Genomic DNA, 26,423 nt, shown 5'->3' with positions numbered 1-26,423 from the left:
TCCAGGCCAAGGTGAACGACTGGCTCGTGCCGTGGCTCAGGATGGAGCGCCGCTTCGCAGGCGCCTCCGCCTCGCCCCCGACCTCGCGACGACGCGACGCTCCGCTCGCGTGGGCGATTGGCTCCGCGCTAACGCGTCAGGCCGGCGGCGCCGACCAGGCAGCGGACTTGCGGCGTGTTGGATTGGTTGGTGAGGGCGATGGCGAAGGCGGAGACGCCGGAGATCGCTTTGGTGGATTTGCCGGGCGTCGTGTCGGGGGTGAGGCGGTCGCCGCGGGTGATTCTTGCGGCGGGGTCGAGGTTGCAGGTGGTCGTGCCGACGAGGGCGATGCGCGCGCTGGCGTCGGGCGCGGCTTCGTCGATGACGACGCCGAGGGCCGTGTCGCCGGCGCGCGCGAGCGTGAAGGCGGCGTCGGTGTCCTTGGCGGCGGCGACGACGTCGCCCGGGATCGAGGGCGCGCCGGTGCGGTTCGTGAGCGGCACCGTGCGCACCGCGTCGCCGGGCGGCTCGAGCAGCGCGGCCTCGACGTCGCCCATGCGCGGATCCCAGCCGGCGATCCGGCGCGACACCATCGTGAACGCGTTCGGCAGGACGTGCAGGGCCTCCACCGAGGCGGCGCCGGCACCGTCCGGCAGGCGGATGCCGATCGCCTGACCCTGGAAGTGGTTCGAGGCGATCTGCCAGCCGAAGACCTGCGTGTCGGGTCCGATCCGCGCGAGATCGACGCCGACGCGCGGCCCGGCCGCACCGCCGAAGAGGAGGTTGCCGGTGATGCTGCCGTAGAGATGGTGCGCGCGATCGCACGCGAGCGGATTGCGGCACCGGCCGGCGGTGCACTCGCCGCCGCGCCCGCAGTCGCCCGCGCCTTCGCACGCGCAGTCCTCCGGCGCGCGGCACGCGCGGCCGGCCCCCGCGCCGGCCGCGCAACGCCGTCCGGGATCGGCGAAGGCGACGAGCGGCGTGTCGACGACGTTGCTGAAGACGAGGTTGTCGGCGATCACCGGATGGTCCGCGCCGCCCACCGACCCGCCGGCCGTCCACCCGGGCGTGCCGTCGTCGCCGATCGCGATCACCGGCGCGCCCCTCGCGCACAGACCGCCCGGGCAGTCCGTGTTCGCCGTGCAGCGGCCCGCGCGGGCGGCGCCGCCGACGCACACGGCGTCGCCGCTCCCCCAGGCGAAGTAGTTGCCGGTGACCGTCCATCCGGCGCCGGCGACGACGATCTTCGATCCGGCGCCCCCGAAGCAGCGATTGCCGGCGACCGTCACGTTGCTGGTGGCCGTGCTCCCGCGCACGCAGTTGAAGGCCGTCACGTGGTTGTGGGTGACGATCGACTGCCCGCCGTCGAGGTAGACGCCGATCGCCGGGTCGGCGTGCTCCACGTACACGCCGCGCGCTTCGCCGACGCGGTTCTCGGCAACGGTGACGAAGCTCCCGAGCGCGGCGATGGCGCGTCCGCTCGCGATGATCCGGTTGCCACGCACGGTCGCGCCGTTGCCGACCTCGATGCCGTCGAGCTCGTAGCGCGTGAACGCCGCCGCCGCGGTATCGGCGGGACCGCGCAGGTCGTTGCGGGAATGCTCGATCCGCCGGCCGCCGCGGAACGAGACGCCGCGCAGGTGGTCGCTCACCCACACGTCGTCGATCGTGCCGCTCGCGGCGGGCGTGAGATCGACCACGACGATGCGCCCGTCGCCGGACGGGGCGCGGGGGCTGCCGGTGCAGGTGCCGCCGTCGCCGCATCCGTGCGCCGCCTCGCACGGCCGTCCGTCGTGCGCGCCACCGACGCAACGCGCGAAGGGCTCGATCTGGTTCACGAACACGCCGCAGCCGACGACGGCGGCGTCGGTGGCGTGCTCGGCCGCGCGCAGGAGCGTGTAGGTCGCGCTCGCGTCGGGCGCGAACGGCGCCTTGCCGGCGGTGACGCAGCGGCCGCCGTCGGCGCACCCGGCGTCCCGGTCGCAGGCGGCGCCGGGCGTCGGGCCACCCACGCACCGGCGCTGGGCGAGCACGAAGCCCGCGTCGTGATCGTCGCAGCGGATCGTGGTCCCGCTCGGCAGTGTGAACGTGGCGCCGCCCGGCGCGGGACCGCTGACGAGGACGCGACAGCCGGCCGGTACGACCAGCGTCCTGCCGCTCGGGCCCTCGAGCGCGCGGGCGACGACCGCCGTCGCGTCGGTGGCGCCGGTGCAGTCGACCTGGCGCGCCAGGTCGACCGTGCGCGTCGCCTCCTCGGCCCAGGCGCCGCGCGCGATGCACGCGACGACGGCGAGCGGCAGCACGAGGCGGCGCACGATGCCGAGGCAGGCGCGGACGCCGCCCCACGGCAGCAGGACGAGCGGGATGAAGCCGAGCGGCACGCCGACCAGGGCCGCGAGCCGCCCGGGGAGTCCACGGATCGGCGCGGCGAGCAGGACGACCTGCGCGGCCGCGAAGGCGGCGAGCCCCCCTACGAGCTTCTGGGGACTTCCGCCGAGCCCGTAGAGCTTCACGATCACCCACCCATACCACGCCGCCCCGATGGCGACCGACGCGCCGAGCGCGAGGCGGGGGGAGCGACCGCGCGCACGCAGCGGCTGCGCGACGTAGGCCTCGAGCCAGGCGCCCAGCGTCGCGTACCAGCGCCGCCAGAAGTCGCGCGGGTCGCGCGCGGCCCAGGGCGCACGGAAGTTCGGCGGCACGTCGACGCCGATCATGGCGGCGAGCCCGCGCGCGATCGTCGTCCAGCCGGCCTGGAAGAGCGAGAGCTGGAGCAGCGCCTCGACCACCCAGAGCCACAGGCGGGAGCGGCCGAACACCGCGCCGCGCGACGCGGCCACGTCCGGCGTCACGAGCCCGAAGAGGTGGATCGACGCGCCGACCAGCAGCGCACCGCCCGCGACGCGGACGAGCGCGGCGGCGCTGCGAGCGATGAATCGTCCGACACCGTCCGCGGCGGGAACGAGCCGCGGTGCCAACGCCGCCGGCGATTCGATCGGCCCGAAGCCGAAGGTCGGGAAGAAGAAGAAGGCGGCCAGGAATCGCCCCGGCGTCGGATGCGGAACGCCGCGCCGCCGATCGACGGCGTACGCGACCAAGCGGAGCACGATCATGCTCGTCGCGAAGGCGCCGAAGAGCCGAACGCCCGGCTCGATCGGGCGCGCGGCGACGAGCCAGCGCGCGGCGGCGGCGATGGCGAGCGCGATCAGGAGCGCGATCGCGATCGCGCCCAGGCGGCCGCGGAGCCATTCGACCGCAGCGTAGAAGGCGACCGCGAAGACGAGCGCCGCGGCGGCGAGCTGCGGGTCGACGAGTGCCGCGAGCATGGCGACGCCGGTCGCGGCGAGGAGCCAGACGCGGACGACGAGCGGCAGGACCGCTGCGATCCAGGTGACCGACACGCCGAGCAGGCCGTAGAGCGCGAGACGGATCGCGAGCCCGTCGCGATCCGCCCACAGCGCGGCGGCGAACGCGCGCGGGAACGGGCGCCACGCGCCCACTCTGCCGCCGCCCGGCGCCTCGACCGGTACGACCCCGTCGGGCAGCAGGCGCCGCCGGGCGAGGAAGTCCCAGATCACCTGGCTCGCGATGAAATGGCCGCCGGCGTCGAGACGCGTCGTGCCCGGAATCGTCGCGGGCTGACCGAGCTGCTTGCGCATGCCCCACAGCGGAGGGCCCAGGTCGACAGTGGGGATGCCGAGCTCGATGAGGATCGATCGCAGCGGCTTCTCGGGCGTCGCCTCGCCGAGGTTCGGCAGGCGCGGGAGGGGCGCCATCGCCACCACGAGTGTCCCGCCCGCAGCGCGCACCTCGTCGCGGAGCACGCGCAGGATCGCGCGCACGAGGTCGCGCCCGCGCGCGCGGTCCGCCTCCATGTCGCCGGTCGTGCTGCCGGTGGGATCGGCGACCAGCCACCCCGTCGGCGCCCCGGGCGGTGGCGCCGTGCCGCGCGCGAGCCGTACGAGCTGGAGCCGGTCGAGCAGCGACGATCGTACCGGCGGCGGCGCATCGCTCTGCAACGGCGCCGGGGTGAAGACGCGCAGCCCGTCCCCGTCGAGCAGGAGATACGGCTTCCACGGCAGCCGCGACGCCGCGGCGGTGATGAGCGCCGGCGAGACGGCGGTCATGTCGGTCACGGGGTCGGCGACCAAGAGGACGACGTCGGGGTGCAGGCGCGCCCCTTCGGCGCGAAACCACAGGAGCGCGTTGTCGAGCGCGAAGCCTCCCGTCCCGGCGTTGAACACACGCAACGGTCGCCCGCGGCGGACGTCGGCGCGCTCCTGGAGCGCGCGGGAGAGGCGGCGCTCCGGACGCACGCCGAGCCCTTCGGGCAGCACGCCGCCCAGGACCAGCATGCGCGCGGCGCCGGATGGGGTCGCGTCGAGCGGCGATTCGAGCATCCCGAGGTCGTCGGTCTCGATCGGACTCGGCGGGATCGGTCGATCGTCGCAATAGGTCGCCCATCCCCTGAGGCCGGGACGATGCCGCCATCCGAAGCGGGCGTCGGCTTCCATGAACACGCCGGGCTCGCCCACGCACAGGCGATCGCCGTGCAGCCGCGCGAGCAGCTCGCCGGTCGCCAGGGCGAGGAGCACGCCCAGGATGGGGACGACGGCGCGGGTCATCGGGGCGCGTCGACGAGCCAGCGGCGCAGCCAGGCATAGACCTCCGCGCGCGCAGCGTCGTTGAACGTGTGCCCGGAGTCGACCAGCACGAAGCGGAACCGCTCGGGCGCGCCGAGGCGGCGATAGGCGCGCCGGAGCGCGCGCGCCGTGGTCCGCGCGCAGTCGGCCGGGACGGTGTCGTCGTCGCGGCCGTTCACCATGAAGACCGCCGCGTGCAGGACGCGCCGGGGATGCCAGCGGACCTCGCGCTCGCGCAGCCACGCGCTGTAGGCGGGATCGAGGTCGAGCGGCTCGCCCTTCATCGCGAGCGACGACTCGTGCAGGAAGGTGTGGTAGTCGCCGCATCCGGCCACGATGGCGGCCACCCGGATGCGCGGCTGTCCGGCCACGCCCTGGAGCGCGACGAAGGCGTTGGTCGAATGGCCGAGGATGCCGATGCGCGTGGGGTCGATCTCGGGCTCGCCCGCCATCGCGTCGAGGACCTGGGGCAGCGTGCCGGTCGCGTTGGCGTCGATCAGGCGGAAGTACGACTGTCCCACCGTCTTCGGCGTCGGCGAGGCGAGCAGCCACGTGCCGTACGTCTTGGCCGGGGGCTCGGGCTTCGGGTCGGGCGGCGGCGACGCGCGCGGCAGGCCGCGCAGCAGCTCCCAGTGCTGCCGGTAGCTGACCACCACGATGCCGGCCTCGAGCAGCGGCACGCGCGCGTCCGCGATGTACGAGATCACCGCCGGCTTCGGGCCGGGCGGCTCGAGCGGCACCTCGATCGTGATCTCGACGAAGCGGCCCTGCACGAAGACCTGGTGGACGCGCGACGGAGGGCCCGTTCGCTCCGCGGGCGGACCGGGGGGCGGATCGGGCCGGCGGCAGAGGCTGCACCCGCCGATCCCGATCGCGAGCGCCACGCAGGCGAGGGCGGACGGATGGAGTCGCGCGCGCGCCACGATCACTCGACGTAGCCGAGCGCTCGCAGCGCGTCGAGCAGCTCGCGTCGCTTCTCCTCGTCGAGGTCGAGCGGCAGCCTGCCGGACTGGATGCGTCCTTCGGCCAGCGCCGGCGAGCGCCGCCATGCATGGGCTTGCAGCTCGGCGACCGCGTCCGGATGCTCGGCGGCGACGTCGCGCGTCTCTTTCGGGTCGGACGTCAGATCGAAGAGCCGCGTGTGGGTCCCATCGATGAGGAGCTTCCAGTTGCCGCGTCGCACGCCCCATTCCGCTACGCCGTAGAGGCCCGGGCGGATCATGGCCTTGGGACCCCACGGCGGCTCGAGGCGCTCCATGAGCGCGCTCGGCGCGTCGAGCGGCCGGCCCGGCGCGAAGAGGTCGCGTCCGACCCACGCGCTGGACGGCGCGACGCCGGCGAGGCTCGCAACCGTCGGCGCGACGTCGAGCAGGCTCACGATCTGGTCCACGTCGCGGCGCGAGCCGGTCCACGGCAGCCCCATCACGAACGGCACACGCACCAGCTCCTGGTAGAGCGAGTGCGCGTGCCCGTGCGTCCCGTCGTCCTCGGGGCCGAGCGCGTCGCCATGGTCGGCGACGACCACGATCGCGGTGCGATCGCGGATGCCGAGGACGCCGAGGCCCTCCACCAGATCGCCGAGCTGCTGGTCCGTCCACGCGATCGTCTCGTCGTACACGTTCGTGAGATTGCTGCCGCGCGCTTCGAGCTCCATCTCGCGCGCCGCGCCGTGGAAGTCGCCGAGCGCGACGCGGTCGCGCGCGCGAGGTGGCGTGGCCGGCGGCTTGCGCCCGTCGGCGTCGAAGCGCCCTCGGTACTGGAGGGGATAGAGCCGATCGTGCACGTCGAGCGTGTGCACGTACGCGAAGAACGGCGCCGACGCGTGACGTGTGATCCATCCGAGCGCCGTGCGGACGAGGACGCGGTCGGTCGGGGCCGGTTGGCCCGGCTGCGTGCTGGGCGACGTGATCGGATGGTCGTAGGTGTCGAAGCCGCGTCCGAATCCCAGGTTGCCGAGGACGGCGCGGTTCACCACGAACGCCGCCGTCTGGTAGCCCGCGTCGTGGAACGTCTCGGCGAGCGTCTTCGGCACGATCGCGAGCTGCTGGAACTTGGCGCCGACCTCCGACGGGTAGCGCGACGTGAAGAGCGAAGGGATCGAGTTGAGCGTGCTCGGCCCGGCCGCATAGGCCTGCGTGAACACGACGCCGTGCGCGGCGAGCGCGGCGAGGTTGGGCGAGGTGTCGCGCGGATAGCCGTAGACCGAGAGGTGGTCGGCGCGCAGCGCGTCCACCAGCACGACGATCACGTTGATGCGCTGGCCCTCGGGCGGGCGGAGCCGTGCGGCGAGCGGTGGCGGCGCGGCCGTGGCCGTCCCGGCGACACGCACGTCGCGCCACGCGATCGGCATCGGCTGCCGCGACTCGAGGCGCAGGCGGGCGAGATCGCCTTCGCCGCCGGCGAGGTGCGCCGTCCATTCGCCGCTCTCGGATCGGACCGGTGTGGCCTCGCGCTCCGCGCCGTCCACCGTGGTCGTGATGCGGATCGCCGGCGCCGGAGCCGGTGGCTCGATGCGGAAGCGCAGCACGGGATCGGCGGGCAGCCGCAGCCACACGTCGATCGTGCCGGCGCGCTGCTGGAGCAGCGCGCGCACGCCGTCGAGGTCCGCGACCGGCAGCGGCCCCGCGACGCCGTCGACCGCCCCATAGGCGAGGTCGGTGACGACGACCTCGGCCGGCGCGCCCGGCCGCCGGCAGCCGACCGACAGGGTCGCGCACCCGATGGCGATGAGGCAGAGCAGCGTCGCGCCGCGGCCGCGTAACATGGGATCAGAACTGGAAGTAGATGAAGCGCTCGCTCGCCGGCGCCAGGAAGAAGGCGGCGACCGTCGCGGCGCTGTAGGCGAGCCCCTGCGCCACGGGCGACAGGGCGACGAACCGCTCGCGCAGCTTCGCCGCCGGCGGGGCCACGTGCAGCAGGAGCCCGACGGCGACCAGGATCGCGGCCTCCGAGCCCGCGCGGACCACGATGTAGCCCGGGGTTGCGAGCCGTCCGAGCGACACGATGCTCTCGGCGAGCGACGGCGCCCGGAAGAACACCCAGCCGAGCACGACCAGGTGGAACATGCCGATGCGGCAGAGCGCGGTCGCGACGGGCCCGCGGTCGGCGGGCGGCCGCCGGTCCGTGAACAGCCGGTGCCCCGCGAGCAGCGTGCCGTGATAGCCGCCCCACACGACGAAGTTCCACGCGGCGCCGTGCCATAGGCCGCCCAGCAGCATCGTGACGAGGAGGTTCACGTAGGTGCGCAGGCGCGAGCCGCGATTGCCGCCGAGGGAGATGTAGAGGTAGTCGCGCAGCCACGTCGAGAGGGAGATGTGCCAGCGCTGCCAGAACTCGCGCGGGCTCTGGGCGAGATACGGGCGTTCGAAGTTCTCGGGGAGCCACAGGCCGAAGAGCCGGCTCACGCCGAGCGCGATGTCGGTGTAGCCCGAGAAGTCGAAGTAGATCTGGAAGGCGTAGGCGTAGTATGCGAGCAGCACGTTGCCGGCGGGGTAGGCGCCGAGGTCGCCCCAGACCTGGTCCACGTACTGGCCGAGCACGTCCGCGAGCAGCACCTTCTTCAGGAACCCCTGGGCGATGCGGGCGAGCGCCTCCTCGACGTCGGGGCCGGTCACGACCGGCGCGGACGCGAGCTGCGGGATGAAGGCGCGCGGGCGCACGATTGGTCCGGCGACCAGGTGCGGGAAGAACGAGAGGAACAGCGCGAAGTCGAGCAGGCTCCGGCAGGCGCGCTCACCGCGGTAGACGTTGATCGTGTAGGCGAGCGACTCGAAGGTGTAGAACGAGATGCCGATCGGCAGCAGGATGTCCCAGTGCGGCGGCTCCGCCAGACCGAACAGATGGTAGAGGTTGTCGGCGACGAAGTTCCCGTACTTGAAGTAGCCGAGCATGCCGAGGTTGAAGGCGAGGCTCACGCACAGGAGGAGGCGCCGTCGTACGGGCTCGGTCGTACGCTCGAGCACGATGCCGAGCGAGTAGTCGATGAGCGTGGAGCCCAGCAGCAGGAGCCCGAAGAACGGGTTCCACGACATGTAGAAGAGGTAACTGGCGACGACCAGGAAGATCTTGCGGCCGCGCCAGAAACGACGCGGGATGCACAGGTAATGGATGACGAGGGTGAGGGGCAGGAAGATCAGGAACTCGAGGCTGTTGAACAGCATGTGGCCGGCGTGTTCTAGGCGGCGGGCGCGGTGATCGTCAAACCGCGCGCCGATTCCTGATGCCGCGTGTCGTCGCGATCCTGCTCACCTTCTTCGGCGTGCTCGGCGTCGCCGCCGCCGTGCTCGTGCGCGTCGCCGGCGCGCCGTCGCGCGTCGCCGGCGAGGCGCTCTACGTGCACCGCGTGGTCCTCGACCAGATCGAGCTCGCGGCACGCGGACCGCGGCCGGACGTCGCGTGGCTCGGCGACTCGAGCATCATGGACGCGCCGAAGATCGTCGGCTATCCGGCGCTCGTCGACCGCGACGACCTCGAGCCGCGCGGACTCCACGGCGTCGCGCTCGCGGCGATGGGGTTCGACTTCTACGCCTACGACTCGCTGATCGACGCGACGCTCGACCTGGGTCCGCGCGTGATCGTGATGATCGCCAACTTCCGCGTCTCGATCCCCGAGGGCGGCGTGCGGGGCTTCAACGACCTCGTGGCCGAGCAGCCGCTTTCGCGCCTGCCGGACGTGCTCGCGCTGCCGTACAGCTTTCGCGGCATGACCGCGCCGCGGCTCGTGCTCGCGCGCGCGCTGCGAACGACCCCCGGCGAGGACGCGTTCCTCATCGCCGAAGGGTCCCGCCGGCTGTTCCAGGAGCAGCGCTTCTGGCGCGTCCTCGGACCGGACGCACCGCGCGAGCTGACGCAGTGGGAGGTCTTCGTGGCCGGACGCAGCGGCGTGCTCGGCGCCTACCGGCGTCCCATCCGTCCCCGCCAGCCGCTCATGCGCTTCGCGCGCGACGCCGTCGCGCGTGCGGTGGCGCGCGGCGCCCGCGTCCTGGTGGTCGTGACGCCCGTGCCGGTCGATCGGCTGCGGGGCATGGGCTGGTACGACGAGCGCGAGTACGCGGAGCGGGCGGCCGTCGTCCGCGAGGTGGTCGAGTCCGAGGGCGGGCACGTGCTGGATCTGCACGATGCGCTGCCCGAGTCGCTCCTGCGCGACGCCGGCGGACACTTCACGCCCCAGGGCAACGCGCGCATGGCCGAGCTCGTGTGGCCGCCGATCGCCCGGTTGCTGGAGGTCGAGCGAACGGAGTAGGACGCCCGCCGCGTGCGGCGCGTCGTCGGCATCGTGGTCTCGTATCTGGTCGGGCTCGGCGTTGCGACGTGGTGGATCACCGCGACGTGGGGCGACACGGCGTACGCGAAGGGGCAGGACCTCTATCCGCACCGCGTGCTCGCCGGCTGGCTCGCCAAGTGGGAGGGCGAGCACCTGGACGTCGTCTGGCTCGGCGACTCGACGCTGATGGAGCTGACGATGCCGAGCTATCCGTCGGTGATCCAGCGCAAGGATCTGAACCCCCTGCGGATGCGGAGCGCCAACCTGTGCACGCCCGGATTCGACTTCTTCGGCTACTACACCCTCATCGGGCCGGTGCTGGACCTCCGGCCGAGGGTCGTGGTGCTGGTCGCGCACCTGCGCCTGTTCGATCCCGGCGGCACGAACCGCGGCTTCACCGATCTCGCCGGGCTGATTCCCGGCGACGAGCTGCCGCGCGCGGTGACCCTGCCCATTGCCGCCCGCGGCCTCACGGCGCCGCGCCTGCTGCTCGCGCGGCTCATCGACACCGACTGGGGCGTGTGGACGTTCCTGGTCGCCGAGGGGCTCCGCAACGACTTCCAGGAGGCGGGCTTCTGGAGCGCGCTCGGGACGAGCAAGCGGCCGCGCCTCGGCCCGGCCATGGCCGGCATCGCGGGGCGGTATGCCGCCGCGCTCACGCCGGGCCATCCGCTCGTGCGCTTTGCGGGCGAAACGGTGCGGATGGCGACCGCGCGCGGCGTCCCGGCGCTGGTCGTGGTGACGCCGATCCCGTGGGAGTGGCTGACGGCCCGCGGCACGTACGATCCGGCTGCGGTGGCAGCGCACGTCGAGGTGCTCCGTCGCGTGGTGGAGGCGAACGGCGGGACCCTGCTCGACCTGCACGATGCGCTCACGAAGCCGGAGTTCCGCGATCTGGGCGGCCACTTCAGCGCGCAGGGGGCGGACAAGATGGCCGCGCTGGTGTGGCCGGCGCTGCAGCCGCTGCTGCTGCGGAGCGCCGGCCTCAGCGCGCCCGCAGCGAGCCGAGGTACGCCGTGAGCGCGTCGCGCCAGTGCCGGAGCGGCGGCTCGCCCGTCTCCGCCAGGCGCGTGTTGGCGAGCACCGAGTAGGCGGGCCGCGGCGCCGGCGCGGCGTACGATGCGGTCGTGATGGGCGTGATGCTCGCCGCGATGCCCCCGAGGTCGAGTGCGGCCCGCGCGAACTCGAACCACGTGCACTCGCCGGCGTTGGTCACGTGGTAGACGCCCGGCGGCGCGTCGCCCGCGACCCAGCGGGGAAACAGGCGCACGAGCGCCGTCGCGAGATCGCCGGCCCACGTCGGCGCGGTCACCTGGTCGTCGACCACGCGTAGCGCCTGGCCGCGCCGTGCCTGGGCGAGGACGCGGTCGATGAAGCTGCCGCCCTTGCCGCGCGAGCCGCCGGCCGCGTACACCCCGGCCGTCCGCACGATGGCGTGCCGCGGCGCGTGCTCGGCGCACAGGCGCTCGCCGGCGAGCTTCGAGCGCGCGTAGGCCCCGAGCGGGTTGGGCGTCGCGTCCTCGCGGTAGGGCGTCCGCTGTCGCCCGTCGAAGACGTAGTCGGTGCTGGTGTGGACCAGGAAGGCGCCGACGCGGTGCGCCGCCCGCGCGAGCGCGCCGACCGCGTCGGCGTTGATCGCGTTCGCGCTGCTCGGGTCCTGCTCGGCCGCATCCACCCGGTTGTCGGCCGCCGTGTTGACGACGAGGTCGGCTCGCAGGTCGGCGAGCCGGGTCGCGATCGAGCCCGCGTCCTGCAGATCGAGGGCCGCGCGGTCGAGCGCGATCGTGTCGCCCGGCGGCAACCGCGCTCCCAGCTCCCGCCCGAGCTGCCCCGTCGCCCCGATGATCACCACGCGCACGCCCGCACTATATGGGGCGCCGTCCACCGCCGCGAACACGCGAAGATCCGAAACTCAACCCGCGCTCCCGTTGCGTTGGGTCGTCGGGCGCCGTTACAACGGTTCGATGTCCCGTCTGTGGGTCTACGTCGCCCGCTATCGGCTACGGCTGGCGGCGGGCGTCGTCTGCCTGGTGGGGGCGACGAGCCTCGCCATGGCCGTGCCGTGGCTCTGGCGCCGGGCCGTGAACGACATCGGCGCAGGTGCCGGCTCCGGGGCGCTCGTGCGCACCGTGGCCCTCATCGCAGGTATCGCCGCGGCCCAGGCCGTCACGCGGACCCTGTCCCGCACGCTCATCTTCAACGTCGGACGCGACATCGAGTACGACCTGCGCAACGAGCTGTTCGCGCACCTGGAGCGCCTGCCGCTCTCCTTCTACCAGAGCCGCAAGACCGGCGACCTGATGTCGCGTCTCGTGAACGACGTGACGGCGGTGCGGATGCTCCTGGGGCCCGGGATCCTCAACTTCATCAACACCCCCGTCTACTACGCCTACGGCCTCGCCATCATGTGCTCGATCGATCCGCTGCTCACGGTCTCGACGCTGGCGGTCTATCCGGTCGTCCTCTACTGCGTGAAGCGGACGAGCGCGCTGCTCCTCGAGCGGACCCTGCGCGTCCAGGAAGGTCTCGCGGATCTGTCGAGCCGCGTGCAGGAGAACCTCTCCGGCATGCACGTCGTCAAGGCGTACGTGTCCGAGGAGCACGAGACGCGCACGTTCCTGGCGCTCAACGATCGGTTCCAGGAGGCGAGCATGCGCCTCGCGCGCATGCGCAGCTTCATCGGGCCGCTCATGAACATCGTCGGCGGCGTCGGCGCGCTCGTCGTGCTGTGGGTGGGCGGCCGGCGCGTCATGTCGGGACGCCTCTCGGTGGGCGACCTGGTGGCGTTCATCGGCTACCTCCATCTGCTCGCCTGGCCGACCATGGCGCTCGGCTGGATGCTGTCGGTCTTCCAGCGCGGCCGCGCCGCCATGCAGCGTCTGAACGAGCTCTTCGCCGTGACGCCCGCGATCGCGAGCCCGCCCGGCGCGCAGGCGATCGACGGGTTCCGGGGCGAGATCACGCTGCGCGACGTGACCTTCCGCTACCCCGGGCATCCGAGCGCCGCGCCGGTGCTGGACCACGTGAGCCTCACGATTCCGGCCGGCAAGACGGTCGCGATCGTCGGGCGGACCGGCGCGGGCAAGTCGGCGCTCGTCGGCCTGCTGCCGCGCCTGTTCGACGTCGAGGGCGGGCAGGTGCTCGTCGACGGCTGCGACGTGCGCACGCTGCCGCTGGGGTGGCTGCGCGCGAACGTCGGCCTCGTGCCGCAGGATCCGTTCCTGTTCTCGCGCACGATCGCAGACAACGTGGCCTTCGCGATTCCCGAGGACGGCCACCATCGGGTGCAGTGGGCGGTCGACATGGCCGGGCTGCGGCGCGACCTCGACGACATGCCGGCGGGGCTCGACACGATCGTCGGCGAGCGCGGCATCACGCTCTCGGGCGGGCAGAAGCAGCGCGTGACCCTGGCGCGCGTGCTCGCCTCCCAGCCGCGCGTCCTCCTGCTCGACGACGCGCTCTCGAGCGTCGACGCCTCGACCGAGCGTGAGATCCTGGACCGGCTGCGGAGCTTCTTCCGGGCCCGCACGACGGTGCTCGTCGCCCATCGCATCACGACCGTGAAGGAGGCCGACGTCATCGTCGTGCTCGAGGACGGCCGCGTGGTCGAGCAGGGCGACCACGACACCCTCCTCGCGCGCGGCGCGGTGTACGCCGACCTCTTCCGCCAGCAGGCGCTCGAGGGCGAGCTGGAAGCGATCTGATGGACGACACCGAGGACATCGGCAAAGCGTACGACGCGCGCCTGATCGGCCGGCTGTGGACGTTCGTGCGCCCGTACCGCGGCATCTTCTGGAGCGCCTTCCTGCTCTCGCCGATGAACCAGGGCTTCAGCCTGATCCAGCCCTACCTCCTCATGCTCGGCATCGATCGCTACGTGGCCGCGAAGGACACCGCCGGCCTCGGGCGGCTCGCCGGCTTCTTCGTGGTCGCGGTCGCCGGCGAGTTCGTCACCTACTACGGACAGTCGTACCTCACCATGCTGGTGGCGCAGCGCAGCCTCGCCGACCTGCGCGTGGCCCTCTTCGCGCACCTGCAGCGCCTGCCGATGTCGTTCTACGACCGCACGCCGGTCGGCAAGGTCGTCTCGCGCGTCACGACCGACGTGGACGTCCTGAACGAGATGTTCGCGGCCGGCGCGATGACGATCGTGCTCGACCTCCTGAAGCTCGTCGGCATCACGGGCTTCATGCTGTGGATCAACTGGCAGATGGCGATCGTGAGCCTGCTTCTCCTGCCGCCGATGACGCTCGCGATCGACTTCTTCCGCCGCCGGGCGCGCGTCACCTACCGGCAGATCCGCGAGCGCATCGCGCGCATCAACGGCTTCCTCCAGGAGGCGATCACGGGCATCGCCGTGGTCCAGCTCTCGGCGCGCGAGCAGCGGACCTACGGCGAGTTCGAGCGCTTGAACGCCGATCACCGCGACGCCAACCGCTGGTCGAACCGCTACGAGGCGGCCCTGTTCTCGCTCGTGGAGGCGGTCGCGACGGTGTCGATCGCAGCCATGCTGTGGCGGGGCGGCGTGCTCCACGCCCGCGACGCCGTCGAGCTCGGAACCGTCATCGCGTTCATCCAGTACATCCAGCAGTTCTTCGTCCCGATCCGTGACTTCAGCGCGAAGTATGCCGTGATGCAGTCGTCCATGACCGCGGCCGAGCGCATCTTCGCGCTCTTCGACGAGCCGGGGGAGCCGGTGCCGGCCGCGGGGCGCGTTCCCGACGAGATCCGTGGCGCGATCGAGTTCGATCACGTGTGGTTCTCGTACAGGGACACGGACCATGGCGAGCCCGACTGGGTGCTGCAGGACGTCTCCTTCCGCATCGCGCCGGGCGAGCGGGTGGCGATCGTGGGCGCCACCGGTTCCGGCAAGACGACACTCATCAAGCTCCTCGATCGCCTCTACACCGCGCAGCGCGGGCGCCTCCTCGTCGACGGCCTGGACGTGCGCGAGTGGGACGGCGCGGCGCTGCGGCGGCGCATCGCCGTCGTCCTGCAGGACGTGTTCCTGTTCAGCGGCAGCCTCGAGGAGAACGTCACGCTCGGGCGGTCCGACATCGATCGCGCGCGGGTCGATGCGGCCGCGAAGCACGTCCACGCGCATGGGTTCATCGGCCGCCTGGGCGGCTGGTCGGCGGTGCTGCGCGAGCGGGGCTCGAACCTCTCGACCGGCCAGCGCCAGCTCCTCGCCTTCGCGCGCGCCCTGGCACACGATCCGGCGATCCTCGTCATGGACGAGGCGACCTCGAGCGTCGACCCCGAAACCGAATGGCTCGTGCAGGACGCCCTCGAGAAGCTCCTCGCGGGCCGGACGGCGCTCATCATCGCGCACCGCCTGTCGACCATCGAGCACGCCGACCGCATCATCGTCCTGCACAAGGGGCGGCTGCGCGAGGAGGGGACGCACGCCGAGCTGCTGGCGCGCGACGGCATCTACGCCCGGCTCTATCGCGTGCAGTACGCGAGCGGGGCGATCCCCGTCGAGGCGTCGGCCGCGGCGCGCTCGTGAGGCGCGCCGGGCGGGCCGCGCTCGTGGCGCTCGCCGTCGCGGCGAGCGGGTGCGGGGTCGGGTACGTCGTGCGCGCCGGCTATTCGGAGGCGCGCATCCTGTGGCGGCGCGAGCCGATCACGACCGTGCTCGCGCGGCCCGACCTCGCCCCTGGGCTGCGCGAGCGGCTCGAGCTGGTCCTCGCGGTGCGGGCCTTCGCCCGCGACGACCTCGGCCTCCGCGTCGGGGAGAGCTTCGCCACCTTCGCCGACGTCGACGGCGACGCGACGGTGTGGGTCGTGTCGGCGGCGTACCGCGACCGGCTGGAGGCGTACACGTGGTGGTTCCCGGTGGTCGGACGGGTCCCGTACAAGGGGTTCTTCGATCGCGGCGAGGCAACCGCGCTCGCGGCGACGCTCGAGGCGGACCAGCTCGACGTGGACGTCCGCTCGGCGTCGGCGTTCAGCACGCTCGGCTGGTTCGCCGACCCGCTGCTCTCGACGACCGCGCGCGCCGATCCGGTGCGGCTCGCCGAGACGGTGATCCACGAGCTGTTCCACGCGACGCTCTATCTGCCCGGCGAGGCGACCTTCAACGAGAGCGCCGCGACCTTCGTCGGTCATCGCGGCGCGATCGCGTTCTTCTGCGGCGGGCCGGGCGAGAACGTGGAGCGCTGCGGGACGGCGATCCGGCGCTGGAACGCCGAGCGCGCGCACGGGCGGGTGGTGGCGCGTCTCGTCCGCCGGCTGCGTGCGCTCTATGCGAGCGGCGACCCGCCGCCGGCGATCCAGCGGCAGCGACGCATGCTCGCCGCGCACGCCGCGGCCACGGTCGAGCGCCGGCATCTCGGGGATCCCCGCGAGCTCTCGCCGCCGAACAACGCCCGGCTGCTGGCCGTGGTCACCTACGAGACCGACCTCGACCTGTTCGACGGTCTCGTGGCGCCCGGACGGCCGCTGCGGCCGGCGATCGCGGCGATCGTGGCCCGGGCGCGCGGCGCGGACGATCCGTTCGCCGCCGTGCGCGCGATCGATCCGCGCACGTTGCAAACGGACGCGGCGGGACTAGACTCTCCTTCGCCATGGCGCCCGTCGCATTCGCCGTGGACGTCATGCTGGGTCGCCTCGCGCGCTGGCTCCGCATTCTCGGGCATGACGTCGCGTACGGTCCCCACCTGCACGGCGCGGGGCTCGTGCGCCGCGCCCGCGACGAGGGCCGGATGATCCTCACGCGCGACACCCAGCTCGTGCGCGACCCGAACCTGCCGCCCCACGTCTTCATCACGAGCGATCACTTCCGGCACCAGCTCCGGCAGGTCGCCGGCGCGGTGCCGCTCGCCGCGGGCGCGACCTTCACCCGCTGCGTCGAGTGCAATCGCCTCCTACAGGAAACGGCGCGGGACGCGGTGCGCGAACGCGTCCCGCCGTACGTCTTCCAGACGCAGGCGCGCTTCTGGACCTGCGCGGCGTGCCACCGCGTCTTCTGGCCGGCGACGCACCACGCGCGCATGCGGGCCGAGCTCGACGCGCTCGGGCTCGGAGCGTCCGCATGACGGCCGACGGGGCGCCGCCGACGTTCCCGGTCGCGCGCTGTGCGCCGTGCGACCGCGAGGTGCTGGCGCACGTGTGGGTCGGTGCCGGCGGCGACGAGCAGTACGGGTGCATCCATTGCGACGCGCTGCTCGATCCCGCCGAGCTGCGCTGGGTCGCCGAGGAGGAGCTCGACGCAATCGGCTACGGGCTGCTGGCCGAGCGCGAGCATTGCGGGCGGCCGGACTGCGGGGGCGGGCGCTGCGGCCGCGCGTAGCATCGCTGTGCGGGGTGCGCTGGTAGTCCGATTTTCGCCGTGGTAGGCCCTGCCGAATCACCCCCCAGGAGGGACGACGCACCATGAACGAGCGAGTTCGCGAGATCCTCAGTTGCTACTCCAGCGACAACCCGGGGACGCTGACGAACCTGGCGCGGCTCCTCAACACGGGCCGCCTGGGGGGCACCGGCAAGCTGGTGATCCTCCCGGTCGACCAGGGCTTCGAGCACGGACCGGCCCGGTCGTTCGCGAAGAACCCCGACGGCTACGACCCCCGCTACCACTTCCGCCTGGCCCTCGACGCCGGCTGCAACGCCTACGCGGCGCCGCTCGGTTTCATCGAGGCGGGTGCGGCCGAGTTCGCGGGCGAGATCCCTCTCATCCTGAAGCTCAACGACTCGGACTCGCTCTATACCGGCACCGATCCGTGCCCGGCCCTCACCGGCAGCGTCGACGAGGCGCTGCGGCTCGGCTGCGTCGCGATCGGCTTCACGATCTACCCGGCGTCGGCGTTTCGCAACGAGATGTACCGGCAGATCCGCGACCTCACCGAGGAAGCCAAGCGCAAGGGCCTCGCCGTCGTCGTGTGGTCCTACCCGCGCGGCTCGGGCATCTCGAAGGAGGGCGAGACCGCCATCGACGTGTGTGCCTATGCCGCGCAGATCGCGGCCCAGCTCGGCGCGCACGTGATCAAGGTGAAGCCGCCGACGCAGCACATCGAGCAGGCCGCCGCGAAGAAGGTCTACGAGAGCGAGAAGATCAAGATCGACACCCTCGCCGATCGCGTGCGGCACGTCGTGCAGAGCGCGTTCGGCGGCCGCCGCATCGTCATCTTCTCGGGCGGCGAGGCGAAGGGGAACGACGCCATGTTCGACGAGATCCGCGCCATCCGCGACGGCGGCGGGTTCGGCTCGATCATCGGCCGCAACTCGTTCCAGCGCCCGAAGAAGGACGCCATCGCCTTCCTCGGTACCGTCATGGACATCTACGCCGGCAAGGTGAAGTGACGTGCCGGTCGGGGGGGTGAACTTCGAGATCCTGTCGCGATCGTTCCTCAAGGTCGCGGAGGAAGCCGCCATCGCCGCCGCGCGGACGATGGGGCAGGGCAAGCGCAAGTACTCCGACCACGTCGCCGTCGAGGCCATGCGGACCGCGATGGACCAGCTCGCGATGCGCGGCACCATCGTCATCGGCGAGGGCGAGCGCGACGAGGCCCCGATGCTCTACGTGGGCGAGAAGGTCGGGCTCGGCGGTCCGAGCGACCTCGAGATCGACATCGCGGTCGATCCGCTCGAAGGGACGAACCTGTGCGCGACCGGGTCGCCCGGTGCGATCGCCGTCCTCGCCGCGGCGACCAAGGGCGGCCTCTTGCACGCGCCCGACATGTACATGGACAAGCTCGTGGTCGGACCCGCCGCGCGCGACCACGTCGATCTCGACGCGCCCGCGGCCGACAACCTGAAGGCCATCGCGAAGGCGCTCAACCGGGACGTCGAAGACCTCGTCGTGATCGTCCTCGATCGCGAGCGGCACGTGAAGCTCATCGACGACATCCGCGCGGCCGGCGCGCGCATCAAGCTCATCAGTGACGGCGACCTGTCGCCCGCCATCGCGGCGGCCGTGCGCGGCACGAACGTGCACGCGGTCATGGGGATCGGGGGCGCGCCCGAGGGCGTGCTCGCCGCCGCCGCCATGCGCTGCCTCGGCGGCGGCATGCGCGGGCGGCTCGTGGTCGCGAAGGAAGGACAGCTCGAGCGCCTGAAGAAGATGGGCGTCACCGACCTCGACAAGGTCTACACCGAGAGGGATCTCGCCCCGGCCGACGATCTCCTCTTCGTCGCGACCGGCGTCACCGACGGCGCCTTCATGCGCGGCGTGCGCTTCTTCGGCGGTGGCGTGCGCACGAGCTCCATCATCATGTCGCTGGGCGAGCGGCACATCCGGTTCGTCGACACCGTCCACGTCGACGAGGGCAGCGAGGTCGTCGTCGAGTTCTGACGCGGGCCGTGGACGAGCCGTCGCGCGGGAGCACGGTCGGACGGGCGCTCGGCGTCGTCACGCTGCACGTGGCGCTGGTCGTGTGGCTCACGTGGCCGCTGGGCGCGAACCTCGCGACCCACGTGCCGCACACGCGCGAGATCGCCTCGACCGACCTGCCGTACTGCGCATGGGTCCTCGCGTACGAGACGCACACGCTCGCCACGCGCCCGGCGTCGATCCTCGACGCGAACATCTACCATCCGGCACCCCGCACGCTCTTCTACGGCCCGACCTACCTCGCCGCGCTGCCGATCTACGCACCGGTGTGGGCCGCGACGGGAAATCCGACCCTCGCGATCAACTTCGTGTTCCTCGCGGGCCTCGCGCTCACGAGCGCGGCGCTGCACTGGGTCGTCTGGCGATGGACGGCGTCGCATGCGGCGGGCGTCATCGCGGGATGGACCTTCCTGCTCTCGCGGTGGACGATCACCTGGTTCGTTCCGACGGTCCCGCCGTACGGCGTCCTCTGGTACTTTCCGTTCATCGTCGCGGCGGTCGCGACGCCGGCCCGGACCTGGCGCGCGGCGCTGCGGACCGTCCCGCTCCTCGTCCTGCAGAGCCTGACCGATCTCATCTTCGTCGGTGGCGCGGTCATGGCCCCAGCCGCCGCAATCGCCCTCGGGCGCCTCGCGCGCCCCTCGACGCGGCAGGCCGGGCTCCGGCTGCTGGCGGCACTCGGGCTCACCGTGGTCGTCCTGTCGCCGCTCTACCTCGGCTACGTCGACGTCAGGCGGCGCGAGCCGAACATCACCCAGCAGTCGGTGTGGAAGTCGTGGCACGAGTTCGTTCCCCTGCCGGTGGGGGTTCTCGACGAGCACGTCCCCGTGAGCGTCCCGCACCTCGTGTGGCCGCTCGTGCTCGCGGGCGTGAGTCTGCTCGCGCTGCGGCGCGGGCACGGCCGTGCGCCCTCCCGGGCCTGGGGACATGCCGCGCTCTGGCTCGGGCTCGGGACCGTGCTGGCGCTCGACGGCACGTCGCTGCCCGGGGTGGGAAGGTTTCGCATGCCGCACTTCCTTCTGTTCGACGCCGCCGGCATCGGTGCTGCGCTCCGCGTCTCGACGCGCTTCGCGGTGGCGGCGCTGATCGGCGTCTCGCTGCTCGCCGGGCTCGCGTTCGCGGAGCTGACCGCCCGCGCGCGCGCCGGCGTCGCCACGCTCCTCGCGCTCGGCGTGATGGCGCTCACCTACGCCGAGTGCCGGGAGAACTGGTTTCGCTGGATCGTCGAGCGCAAGCCCGTTCCCGCCGTGTATCCGCTCGAGGCGACGCTCGAGCCCTCGCCGATCACCCAGCTCCTTCGGACGAGCGACGCCGTGGTGCTCGAGCTGCCGCTCCTGCCGCGTGCGGTCGCCGGCCGTCCGCATGCCACGGCGATGTTCCGCTCGATCTTTCACTGGCGGCCCCTTCTGAACGGCTACGGCAGCTACTACCCCTCGGGTTTCGCCGAGCGGATGGAGCTCGCCCTCCGGGCGCCCGACCCCGAGGCGCTGCGGACGCTGCAACGCGAGACGGGTCTCACGCACCTCATCGTGAACGCCGGCTCGCCCCTGGCACGTCCGATCTGGATGCGCGCCGCGGCGGCGCCCGGGTCCGGCCTGCGGCTCGTCGCCGAGGACGACGCGACGCTGCTCTTCGCGGTCGAGTTCCCGCCTCAGTTGCCCGGCGCGGGGCCCACCGCGCCGTCGTCGCCGACGACGTAGCCGAGCGCCTCGAGGTTGCGCCGCGTGGCCGCGTCGGGGCCGCCGCCCGGGGTGACGGCGACGCCCTGCGGTCGCGCCGCGAACGCATCCAGCGTCGTCACGAGCGAGGGCGGGACGGCGTCCGCGGCGAGGCGGGCGTGCTGACCGGGGTCGCGCACGAGATCGTAGCACTCGAGCTCGCCGCTCGTGACGTGGCGGGTGCAGGAGTAGTTGGCCGTCTCGGCCGCTACGAGGTCGGTCGTGCGGACCGATTCGGCGGACATGGCCTCGCTGAAGGCGGCCGTTCGATCGCGCACGACGCCGCCCGGGGCCAGCAGCGGCGCGAGGCTCGTGCCGTCGACGCCGGGAACCGCCGGCGCGCCGGCGAGGTGGAGGATCGTCGGCGCGAGGTCCACCAGCGACACCGGCGTCGCGACGCGGCGCCCGGCCGGCACGTGACCCGGCCAGCGCAGGACGAGGGGCACCCGCAGCGTCTCGTCGTAGAGCTGGTAGCCGTGGAAGCGCTGGCCATGCTCGAGGAACTCCTCGCCGTGGTCCGAGGTGAGGACCACGAGCGTGTCGTCCTCGAGCCCGAGGTCCGCGAGCGCCTTCAGCACCGTGCCGACGGCGTCGTCGGCGACGCGCGCCTCCTGCAGGTAGCGCAGGTGGTCGCGCTCGATGCCCGGCGGAATCGTCGCGATGTCCTCGAACAGGGTGCGGTACGCCTCGGGCGGGAAGTAGGGCGCGTGCACCTGATACGTGTGCAGGAAGAGGAAGAACCGGCGACCGGCGTGCGCGCGGAGCCAGGTCGCGCCACGCCCGAACGTCTCCATGGCGTGGCCGGTGCCCTGCTGCGCCTTGTTCTCGTCGTAGAGGCCGAAGCCTCGATCGATGCCGGACTCGGCGAGCAGGAACCCGTCCTCGGTGAAGGCGGTCGTCGCGTAGCCCTGCGCGCGGAGCGCCTGCGCCAGCGTCGCGATCCCCGGCGCGAGGACTTCGCCCAGGCGCCGCACGCCGTGCGAGCGGTAGTAGAGGCCGGTCAGCATGCTCACGTGCGACGGGAGCGTCAGCGGGAAGGGCGCGACCGTCCGCTCGAACAGCGTGCCGCGCCCGGCGAGCTCGCGATCGACGTGTGGCGTCGTCGGCCAGCGCTGGCCGTAGGCGCCCACCGCGTCCGCCCGCAACGTGTCGAGCGAGATGAGGAGCACGTTGGGAGCATGCGGCGGCGCGACCGGCCCGACCAGCGTGGGATCGCCCCACACCGGCAGCGAGCTCCGGGTGTCCGCCGGATCGACCGTGCGCACCTCGAAGCGCAGCCGCACCTCGCGACCCGCGGTCGCCGCGACCGGAATCGTCGCCGGCACCCAGCGGCGGTCGTCGCGGCTCGCGGGATCGACCACCGTCGACCAGATCTCCTTCGCCGCCTGCGCTCCCTCGTCGACGACGACGGCGAAGCGCAGCCGCGGCGAGACCTCCCACGCCTCGGGTTGCACGCCGACGGCCAGCTCGAGCTGCCCGCCCGCCGGGATCGCGATCGGCGCCGTCACGACGTCGCGTTCCGGCAGCGCCGGCGCCGGCAGCGCCCCGATCGCGACGTCGAATGCGCCGTCGACCGGAAGGTCCTTCAGATCGACGACCAGCGCGGCGCGACCGTTCTCGACGCGGACGAGCGCCGTCGCCGAGCGATCCGCAGCGCCCGCGTGCGGATGCACCCAGGTGTGGGCGACGAGCCATGCCGCCGACGCGAGCCCCGGCCCGAGATCGACCACGTACTCCTTCCGCCCCTCCGCCGGCACCCGCTCGTCCCGTCGCAGGAGCAACGTCGCCATCACGCTCCGCCCCAGCACGGGCCGCCATTCGTCCGCCAGCGACACCGAAGGCGGCGCCTCCTTCGCCACGTCCGCGAAGCGCACGAGCGGCCCGACCGGACCCGGCGGCCCAGACGCCTCCCGACACGCGGACGCCGCGAGGAGCGCACCAACGAGAAGGCGCCGCCACATCTCGGGCAGCGTCCGTACCGGTGCCCAGGCGAGGCCGCAAGCGAAGCGCCGCGCCCCGGTCGTGCGATCGTGGCAGCGGGGGCGCGGGGTGACCTCCCGGAGCCGGGAGCGCGGCCAATACGCTCGTTCCGACGGGCCCTAGGCGGAGAGGGCCGCGCGCGTTGCCGGCTCCCGGAGGTCACCCCGCGCCCCCGCGCGCACGCCCGCCGAACGCGACTCGAGCAGCCGCTTCACGAGCGCGTCCAGTGACACTGCCCCGGGCCCCGACACGACGAGGTAGAGGAGTAGCGCGATGTAGTGCAGCTCCTCCTTGCCGAAGAGGTCGCGCGCCGTGTCGAGCTGCGGCCACACGGCCGTCTTGATCGCGACGATCATGGTGACGATGAGCGGGATCGAGAGGAGGCGAGTTCCGAGCCCGACGAGGACGAGGGTGCCGCCCACCAGCTCGACCGCCGAGGCGAAGGGCGCTTGCAGCTCCGGATACGGGATGCCGAGCTCGCGGAAGAAGTTGACGATGTCGGGCAGGTTGTGGAGCTTGCCCCATCCGGTCGGGATGAAGATCGCCCCGATGATGAGCCGGGCGAGCAGAGGCGGCGCCCAGTCGATCCGTCGCAGCACGGCCAGCATCGTTCGCCACTGGGTTCGAAGCCTCTCCATAGAGCGGATCCTCCTCGCGAATGGATGCCGGCCGGCCAAATCCGTTACAGTCGGCCCGTGATCCCGTTCGTGAAGGGCCACGGCCTCGGAAACGACTACCTCGTGGTCGATGCGGCCGACCTGGGTGGCCACGCGCTCGCGCCCGAGACCGTCCGTCTGTGGTGCGATCGGCACCGCGGCGTCGGCGCCGACGGCATCCTGGTTCGGGTCCCGAGCCGGACCGCCGACGTCGGCGTCCGCATCTTCAACCCCGACGGGAGCGAGGCCGAGAAGTCCGGCAACGGGCTGCGGATCTTCGCGAAGTACCTGTTCGACCACGGGCACGCGAGGGCGCCGCGCTTCACGGTCGAGACCACGGGCGGCGTGGTCGCGTGCGAGTGCCACCTGGTCGCCGGGCGGGTGGGCGCCGTCACCGTCGAGATGGGACGGGCCACGTTCGTCCCAGCCGAGATCCCGATGCTGGGCGTCGCCGGCGACGCGGTCGAGGTGCCGCTCGACGTCCCGGGCGGCGAGCGCGTCGTCGTGACGGCGGTGTCGATCGGCAACCCGCACTGCGTGGTCTTCCGCGACGCCGTCGACGAGGCCGCGTGCCGCGCCCTCGGCCCCGTGCTCGAGCGCCACGCGGCATTCCCCAAGCGCACCAACGTGCAGCTCGCGCACACGCTCGGACCGGACGCGATCGAGATCCGCATCTGGGAGCGCGGCGCCGGCTACACGCTCGCGTCGGGATCGTCGTCGTGCGGCGCGGCCGCGGCGGCGGTGCGCACGGGCCGCTGCGAGGCGGGACGCATCCGCGTGGAGATGCCGGGCGGCGAGCTGGTCGTGCACGTGCGCGCCGACTGGTCGCTGCGGCTGGAAGGACCGGTCGTCGAGGTGTTCACCGGCCGGATCGCGCTACCGCCGACCTGATGCGCCGGCCCGCAGCGACCTCCCTCGGCGCCGTCGTGCTGGCTGTCCTGCTGGGCGCGTCCGTCCGCGCCGTCGCCGAGTCGCCCGCGCGCCCGCTCGACGCCCAACGCCTCGTCTTCCTCTTGGAATACGTCGGCACCGACTACGACGGCGCGGTGCACGACGGCGCCGTCCTGAACCAGCTCGAGTACGGCGAGGTGCTGCGGTTCACCAAGCAGCTGATCCGCGAGTACGGTGCCAGCCCGGGTCGCTCCGAGGGGGTGCTCGCGGGTCTGCGCGAGCTGGAGCAGTCGATCGAGCGGCGGGCGCCCGCGGCCGAGGTGTGGTCCGCGACACGACGCCTGCTGCCGGAGTTCGCGCGCACGCTGGGCGGCGCCGCGCGTCCGAGCGCGCCGCCGAACCTCGCCAACGGGCGCCGTCTGTGGGCCGCCGACTGCGCCCCGTGCCATGGGCCGGCGGGCGCCGGCGACGGACCCGCCTCGCCCGACATGGAGCCGCCGCCCACCGCGTTTCGCGGCGAGTACCTGGATCGTCTGGCGCCGCGGCAGGTCTACAGCGCCGTCTCGTTCGGCGTCGACGGTACGGCGATGCCGTCGTTCCAGGCCTACAGCGAGCAGCAGCGCTGGGACGTGGCGTTCTTCGTGATGACGTTGCGCGTGGAGTTCGACCCGAGGCGGCCGGCCGGCGGGTCGCCGCCGACGCTCGACGAGATCGCCGCGTCGTCGAACCTGGAGCTGCTCGACCTCTTGCGGGAGACGCGTCCCGACGCGTCGCCGCGCGAGGTCGACTACTACCGCGTGAACTTCGCGTCCGCGGAAGGCGGAGGTGCGGCCGCCGGACCGGCCGGCGGCCCGAGCTCGGGGCTCGCCGTCGCCGTGCAGCTGCAGGACGTCTTCTCGAGCGTGGCCGACCGGATCTTTCCGCGCGTCGTCGGCGTGACGAGCTACGTGCGCGATCCCGCCTGGTCGCCCGAGAAGCTGCAGGCCGAACGCGGCGACGCCTGGATGGTGAGCAACCCCGACATGCTCCGGTATCCGGGCTTCCGGCCGGTGCGGTCGGGCAGCGGGTTTCTCGTCGACGACGAGGGATACGTGCTGTCCTGCGATCACATCGTGCGCGACCAGCCCGGCGAAACCGTGGAGCTCGTCGACGTCGAGCTGCCCGACCAGCCCCACTATCCGACGCGCATCGTCGGAACCGAGCCCACGCTCGATCTCGCGGTGCTCCGCATCGGCGACCTGCCGAAGGCGATCGACGCTGCGCCGCTCGAGATCGCTGACAGCGATCGCGTGCAGGTGGGGCACTGGCTGATCGCCCTCGGCGACCCGCCGGGAGCGGAGAAGACGTTCTCGGTCGGCGTCGTGTCGGCACCGCCCGAGCGACAGTGCTATCAGGCGCAGATCTCCGCGACGCGCCTGCAGAGCTCGCTCGCCGTGCCGCCGGGTGGGCAGGGCGGGCCCGTCGTCGACATCCACGGCCAGGTCGTGGGCATGGTCGTCGGCGGCGCGCCGGACGGCTCGCCGACCGCGCACGTCCTGCCCGTGAACCTCGTCTGGAACCTCTACGAGGCGTTGAAGGTGGCGCAGAGCCGTCGCTCGCCGTGGATCGGGGTGTCGGTCCTGGAACTACCGCTCCTGCGCAAGCGCCTCGAAGGGCAGCCCGCGAAGACGAAGGCGACGATCCCCATGACGGGCGTCTACATCGACGACGTGTTCGATCCGAGCCCGGCGTCGCGCGTGGGCGTCCGGCCAGGGGACTTCCTGGTCGCGCTCGGCGGCCACAAGCTGCTCTCGGTCGCCGACTTCCAGACGTGGCTCTACGTGCTCGGGATCGGCAAGGAGGTTCAGCTCGACCTCGCGCGCGACGGCACGCCGATGCAGGTCCGCGCGACGATCGAAGTGCGGCCGGAGAACGCGACGACGAGATAGCCGGCACGTCGTGCGGTTTCGCACGACGCGCCGG

At 72.7% G+C, this 26,423-nt stretch carries 19 protein-coding genes; 12 read left to right on the top strand and 7 right to left on the bottom strand.

From position 1 onward, the window contains the following. Nucleotides 1-128: 128 nt before the first annotated feature. From VMS22_26280 to VMS22_26265, 4 genes are read right to left on the bottom strand one after another with little or no spacing between them, the layout of a single operon-like run. A complete protein-coding gene (locus tag VMS22_26280) occupies nucleotides 129-4,604 on the bottom strand; it encodes a hypothetical protein (GenBank protein ID HXJ37551.1) in 4,476 nt (1,491 codons plus the stop codon). Continuing rightward, on the bottom strand, nucleotides 4,601-5,545 hold the full coding sequence (locus VMS22_26275) for a prolyl oligopeptidase family serine peptidase (GenBank protein ID HXJ37550.1): 945 nt from the start codon (nucleotides 5,543-5,545) through the stop codon (nucleotides 4,601-4,603). The genes VMS22_26280 and VMS22_26275 overlap by 4 nt, the downstream gene beginning before the upstream one ends. A 2-nt stretch (nucleotides 5,546-5,547) precedes the next feature. Beyond that, complete coding sequence (locus VMS22_26270; protein ID HXJ37549.1) at nucleotides 5,548-7,386, bottom strand: sulfatase; 1,839 nt, start codon at nucleotides 7,384-7,386, stop codon at nucleotides 5,548-5,550. Nucleotides 7,387-7,390: 4 nt separating this feature from the next. After that, entirely contained in the window at nucleotides 7,391-8,782 is a 1,392-nt protein-coding gene (locus tag VMS22_26265; GenBank protein ID HXJ37548.1) for an MBOAT family protein, read from the bottom strand. Nucleotides 8,783-8,841: 59 nt separating this feature from the next. Here VMS22_26265 and VMS22_26260 point away from each other — a divergent pair, with 59 nt between their 5' ends. Next, a complete protein-coding gene (locus tag VMS22_26260; protein ID HXJ37547.1) occupies nucleotides 8,842-9,864 on the top strand; it encodes a hypothetical protein in 1,023 nt (340 codons plus the stop codon). A gap of 12 nt (nucleotides 9,865-9,876) precedes the next feature. Beyond that, a complete protein-coding gene (locus tag VMS22_26255) occupies nucleotides 9,877-10,905 on the top strand; it encodes a hypothetical protein (protein ID HXJ37546.1) in 1,029 nt (342 codons plus the stop codon). On the opposite strand, the gene rfbD is transcribed toward VMS22_26255, so the two are convergent. Next, nucleotides 10,871-11,743: a dTDP-4-dehydrorhamnose reductase gene (gene rfbD, locus VMS22_26250; GenBank protein ID HXJ37545.1), complete on the bottom strand. Its 873-nt coding sequence runs from the start codon at nucleotides 11,741-11,743 to the stop codon at nucleotides 10,871-10,873. The genes VMS22_26255 and rfbD overlap by 35 nt on opposite strands. A gap of 106 nt (nucleotides 11,744-11,849) precedes the next feature. Here rfbD and VMS22_26245 point away from each other — a divergent pair, with 106 nt between their 5' ends. The 8 genes from VMS22_26245 to VMS22_26210 all read left to right on the top strand — a co-directional run bounded on the left by VMS22_26245 (nucleotide 11,850) and on the right by VMS22_26210 (nucleotide 20,916). Next, nucleotides 11,850-13,589, top strand: a complete 1,740-nt coding sequence (locus tag VMS22_26245) for an ABC transporter ATP-binding protein (protein HXJ37544.1) — start codon at nucleotides 11,850-11,852, stop codon at nucleotides 13,587-13,589. Then, entirely contained in the window at nucleotides 13,589-15,394 is a 1,806-nt protein-coding gene (locus tag VMS22_26240; protein ID HXJ37543.1) for an ABC transporter ATP-binding protein, read from the top strand. The genes VMS22_26245 and VMS22_26240 overlap by 1 nt, the downstream gene beginning before the upstream one ends. Next, entirely contained in the window at nucleotides 15,391-16,596 is a 1,206-nt protein-coding gene (locus VMS22_26235) for an aminopeptidase (protein ID HXJ37542.1), read from the top strand. Before VMS22_26240 ends, VMS22_26235 begins: the two co-directional genes overlap by 4 nt. Next, on the top strand, nucleotides 16,485-16,925 hold the full coding sequence (locus VMS22_26230; GenBank protein HXJ37541.1) for a Mut7-C RNAse domain-containing protein: 441 nt from the start codon (nucleotides 16,485-16,487) through the stop codon (nucleotides 16,923-16,925). Before VMS22_26235 ends, VMS22_26230 begins: the two co-directional genes overlap by 112 nt. Further along, nucleotides 16,922-17,179: a hypothetical protein gene (locus tag VMS22_26225; GenBank protein ID HXJ37540.1), complete on the top strand. Its 258-nt coding sequence runs from the start codon at nucleotides 16,922-16,924 to the stop codon at nucleotides 17,177-17,179. The genes VMS22_26230 and VMS22_26225 overlap by 4 nt, the downstream gene beginning before the upstream one ends. Nucleotides 17,180-17,262: 83 nt before the next feature. Then, a complete protein-coding gene (locus VMS22_26220) occupies nucleotides 17,263-18,186 on the top strand; it encodes a class I fructose-bisphosphate aldolase (GenBank protein ID HXJ37539.1) in 924 nt (307 codons plus the stop codon). 16 nt (nucleotides 18,187-18,202) lie between these two features. Next, nucleotides 18,203-19,177, top strand: coding sequence for a class II fructose-bisphosphatase (glpX, locus tag VMS22_26215; GenBank protein HXJ37538.1), 975 nt, complete (start codon nucleotides 18,203-18,205; stop codon nucleotides 19,175-19,177). A gap of 8 nt (nucleotides 19,178-19,185) precedes the next feature. Beyond that, a complete protein-coding gene (locus tag VMS22_26210) occupies nucleotides 19,186-20,916 on the top strand; it encodes a hypothetical protein (GenBank protein HXJ37537.1) in 1,731 nt (576 codons plus the stop codon). Here the strand turns inward: VMS22_26210 and VMS22_26205 are convergent. Next, nucleotides 20,868-22,808: a sulfatase gene (locus VMS22_26205; GenBank protein ID HXJ37536.1), complete on the bottom strand. Its 1,941-nt coding sequence runs from the start codon at nucleotides 22,806-22,808 to the stop codon at nucleotides 20,868-20,870. The genes VMS22_26210 and VMS22_26205 overlap by 49 nt on opposite strands. Nucleotides 22,809-23,033: 225 nt before the next feature. Further along, the gene (locus VMS22_26200) at nucleotides 23,034-23,552 is read right to left on the bottom strand and encodes a DoxX family protein (protein ID HXJ37535.1); all 519 of its coding nucleotides are present in this window, start codon (nucleotides 23,550-23,552) and stop codon (nucleotides 23,034-23,036) included. Nucleotides 23,553-23,609: 57 nt separating this feature from the next. On the opposite strand from VMS22_26200, the gene dapF reads away from it, so the two are divergent. Continuing rightward, nucleotides 23,610-24,461, top strand: a complete 852-nt coding sequence (dapF, locus tag VMS22_26195; protein ID HXJ37534.1) for a diaminopimelate epimerase — start codon at nucleotides 23,610-23,612, stop codon at nucleotides 24,459-24,461. Further along, the gene (locus VMS22_26190) at nucleotides 24,461-26,389 is read left to right on the top strand and encodes a trypsin-like peptidase domain-containing protein (GenBank protein ID HXJ37533.1); all 1,929 of its coding nucleotides are present in this window, start codon (nucleotides 24,461-24,463) and stop codon (nucleotides 26,387-26,389) included. The genes dapF and VMS22_26190 overlap by 1 nt, the downstream gene beginning before the upstream one ends. Nucleotides 26,390-26,423: the final 34 nt, after the last annotated feature.

This window comes from Candidatus Eisenbacteria bacterium (genome assembly GCA_035577985.1).
GTDB lineage: Bacteria > Desulfobacterota > Binatia > DP-6 > DP-6 > DATJZY01.
The sequence above is the reverse complement of the archived record's forward strand: the minus strand, read 5'-3'. Positions and strand labels throughout refer to the sequence as shown.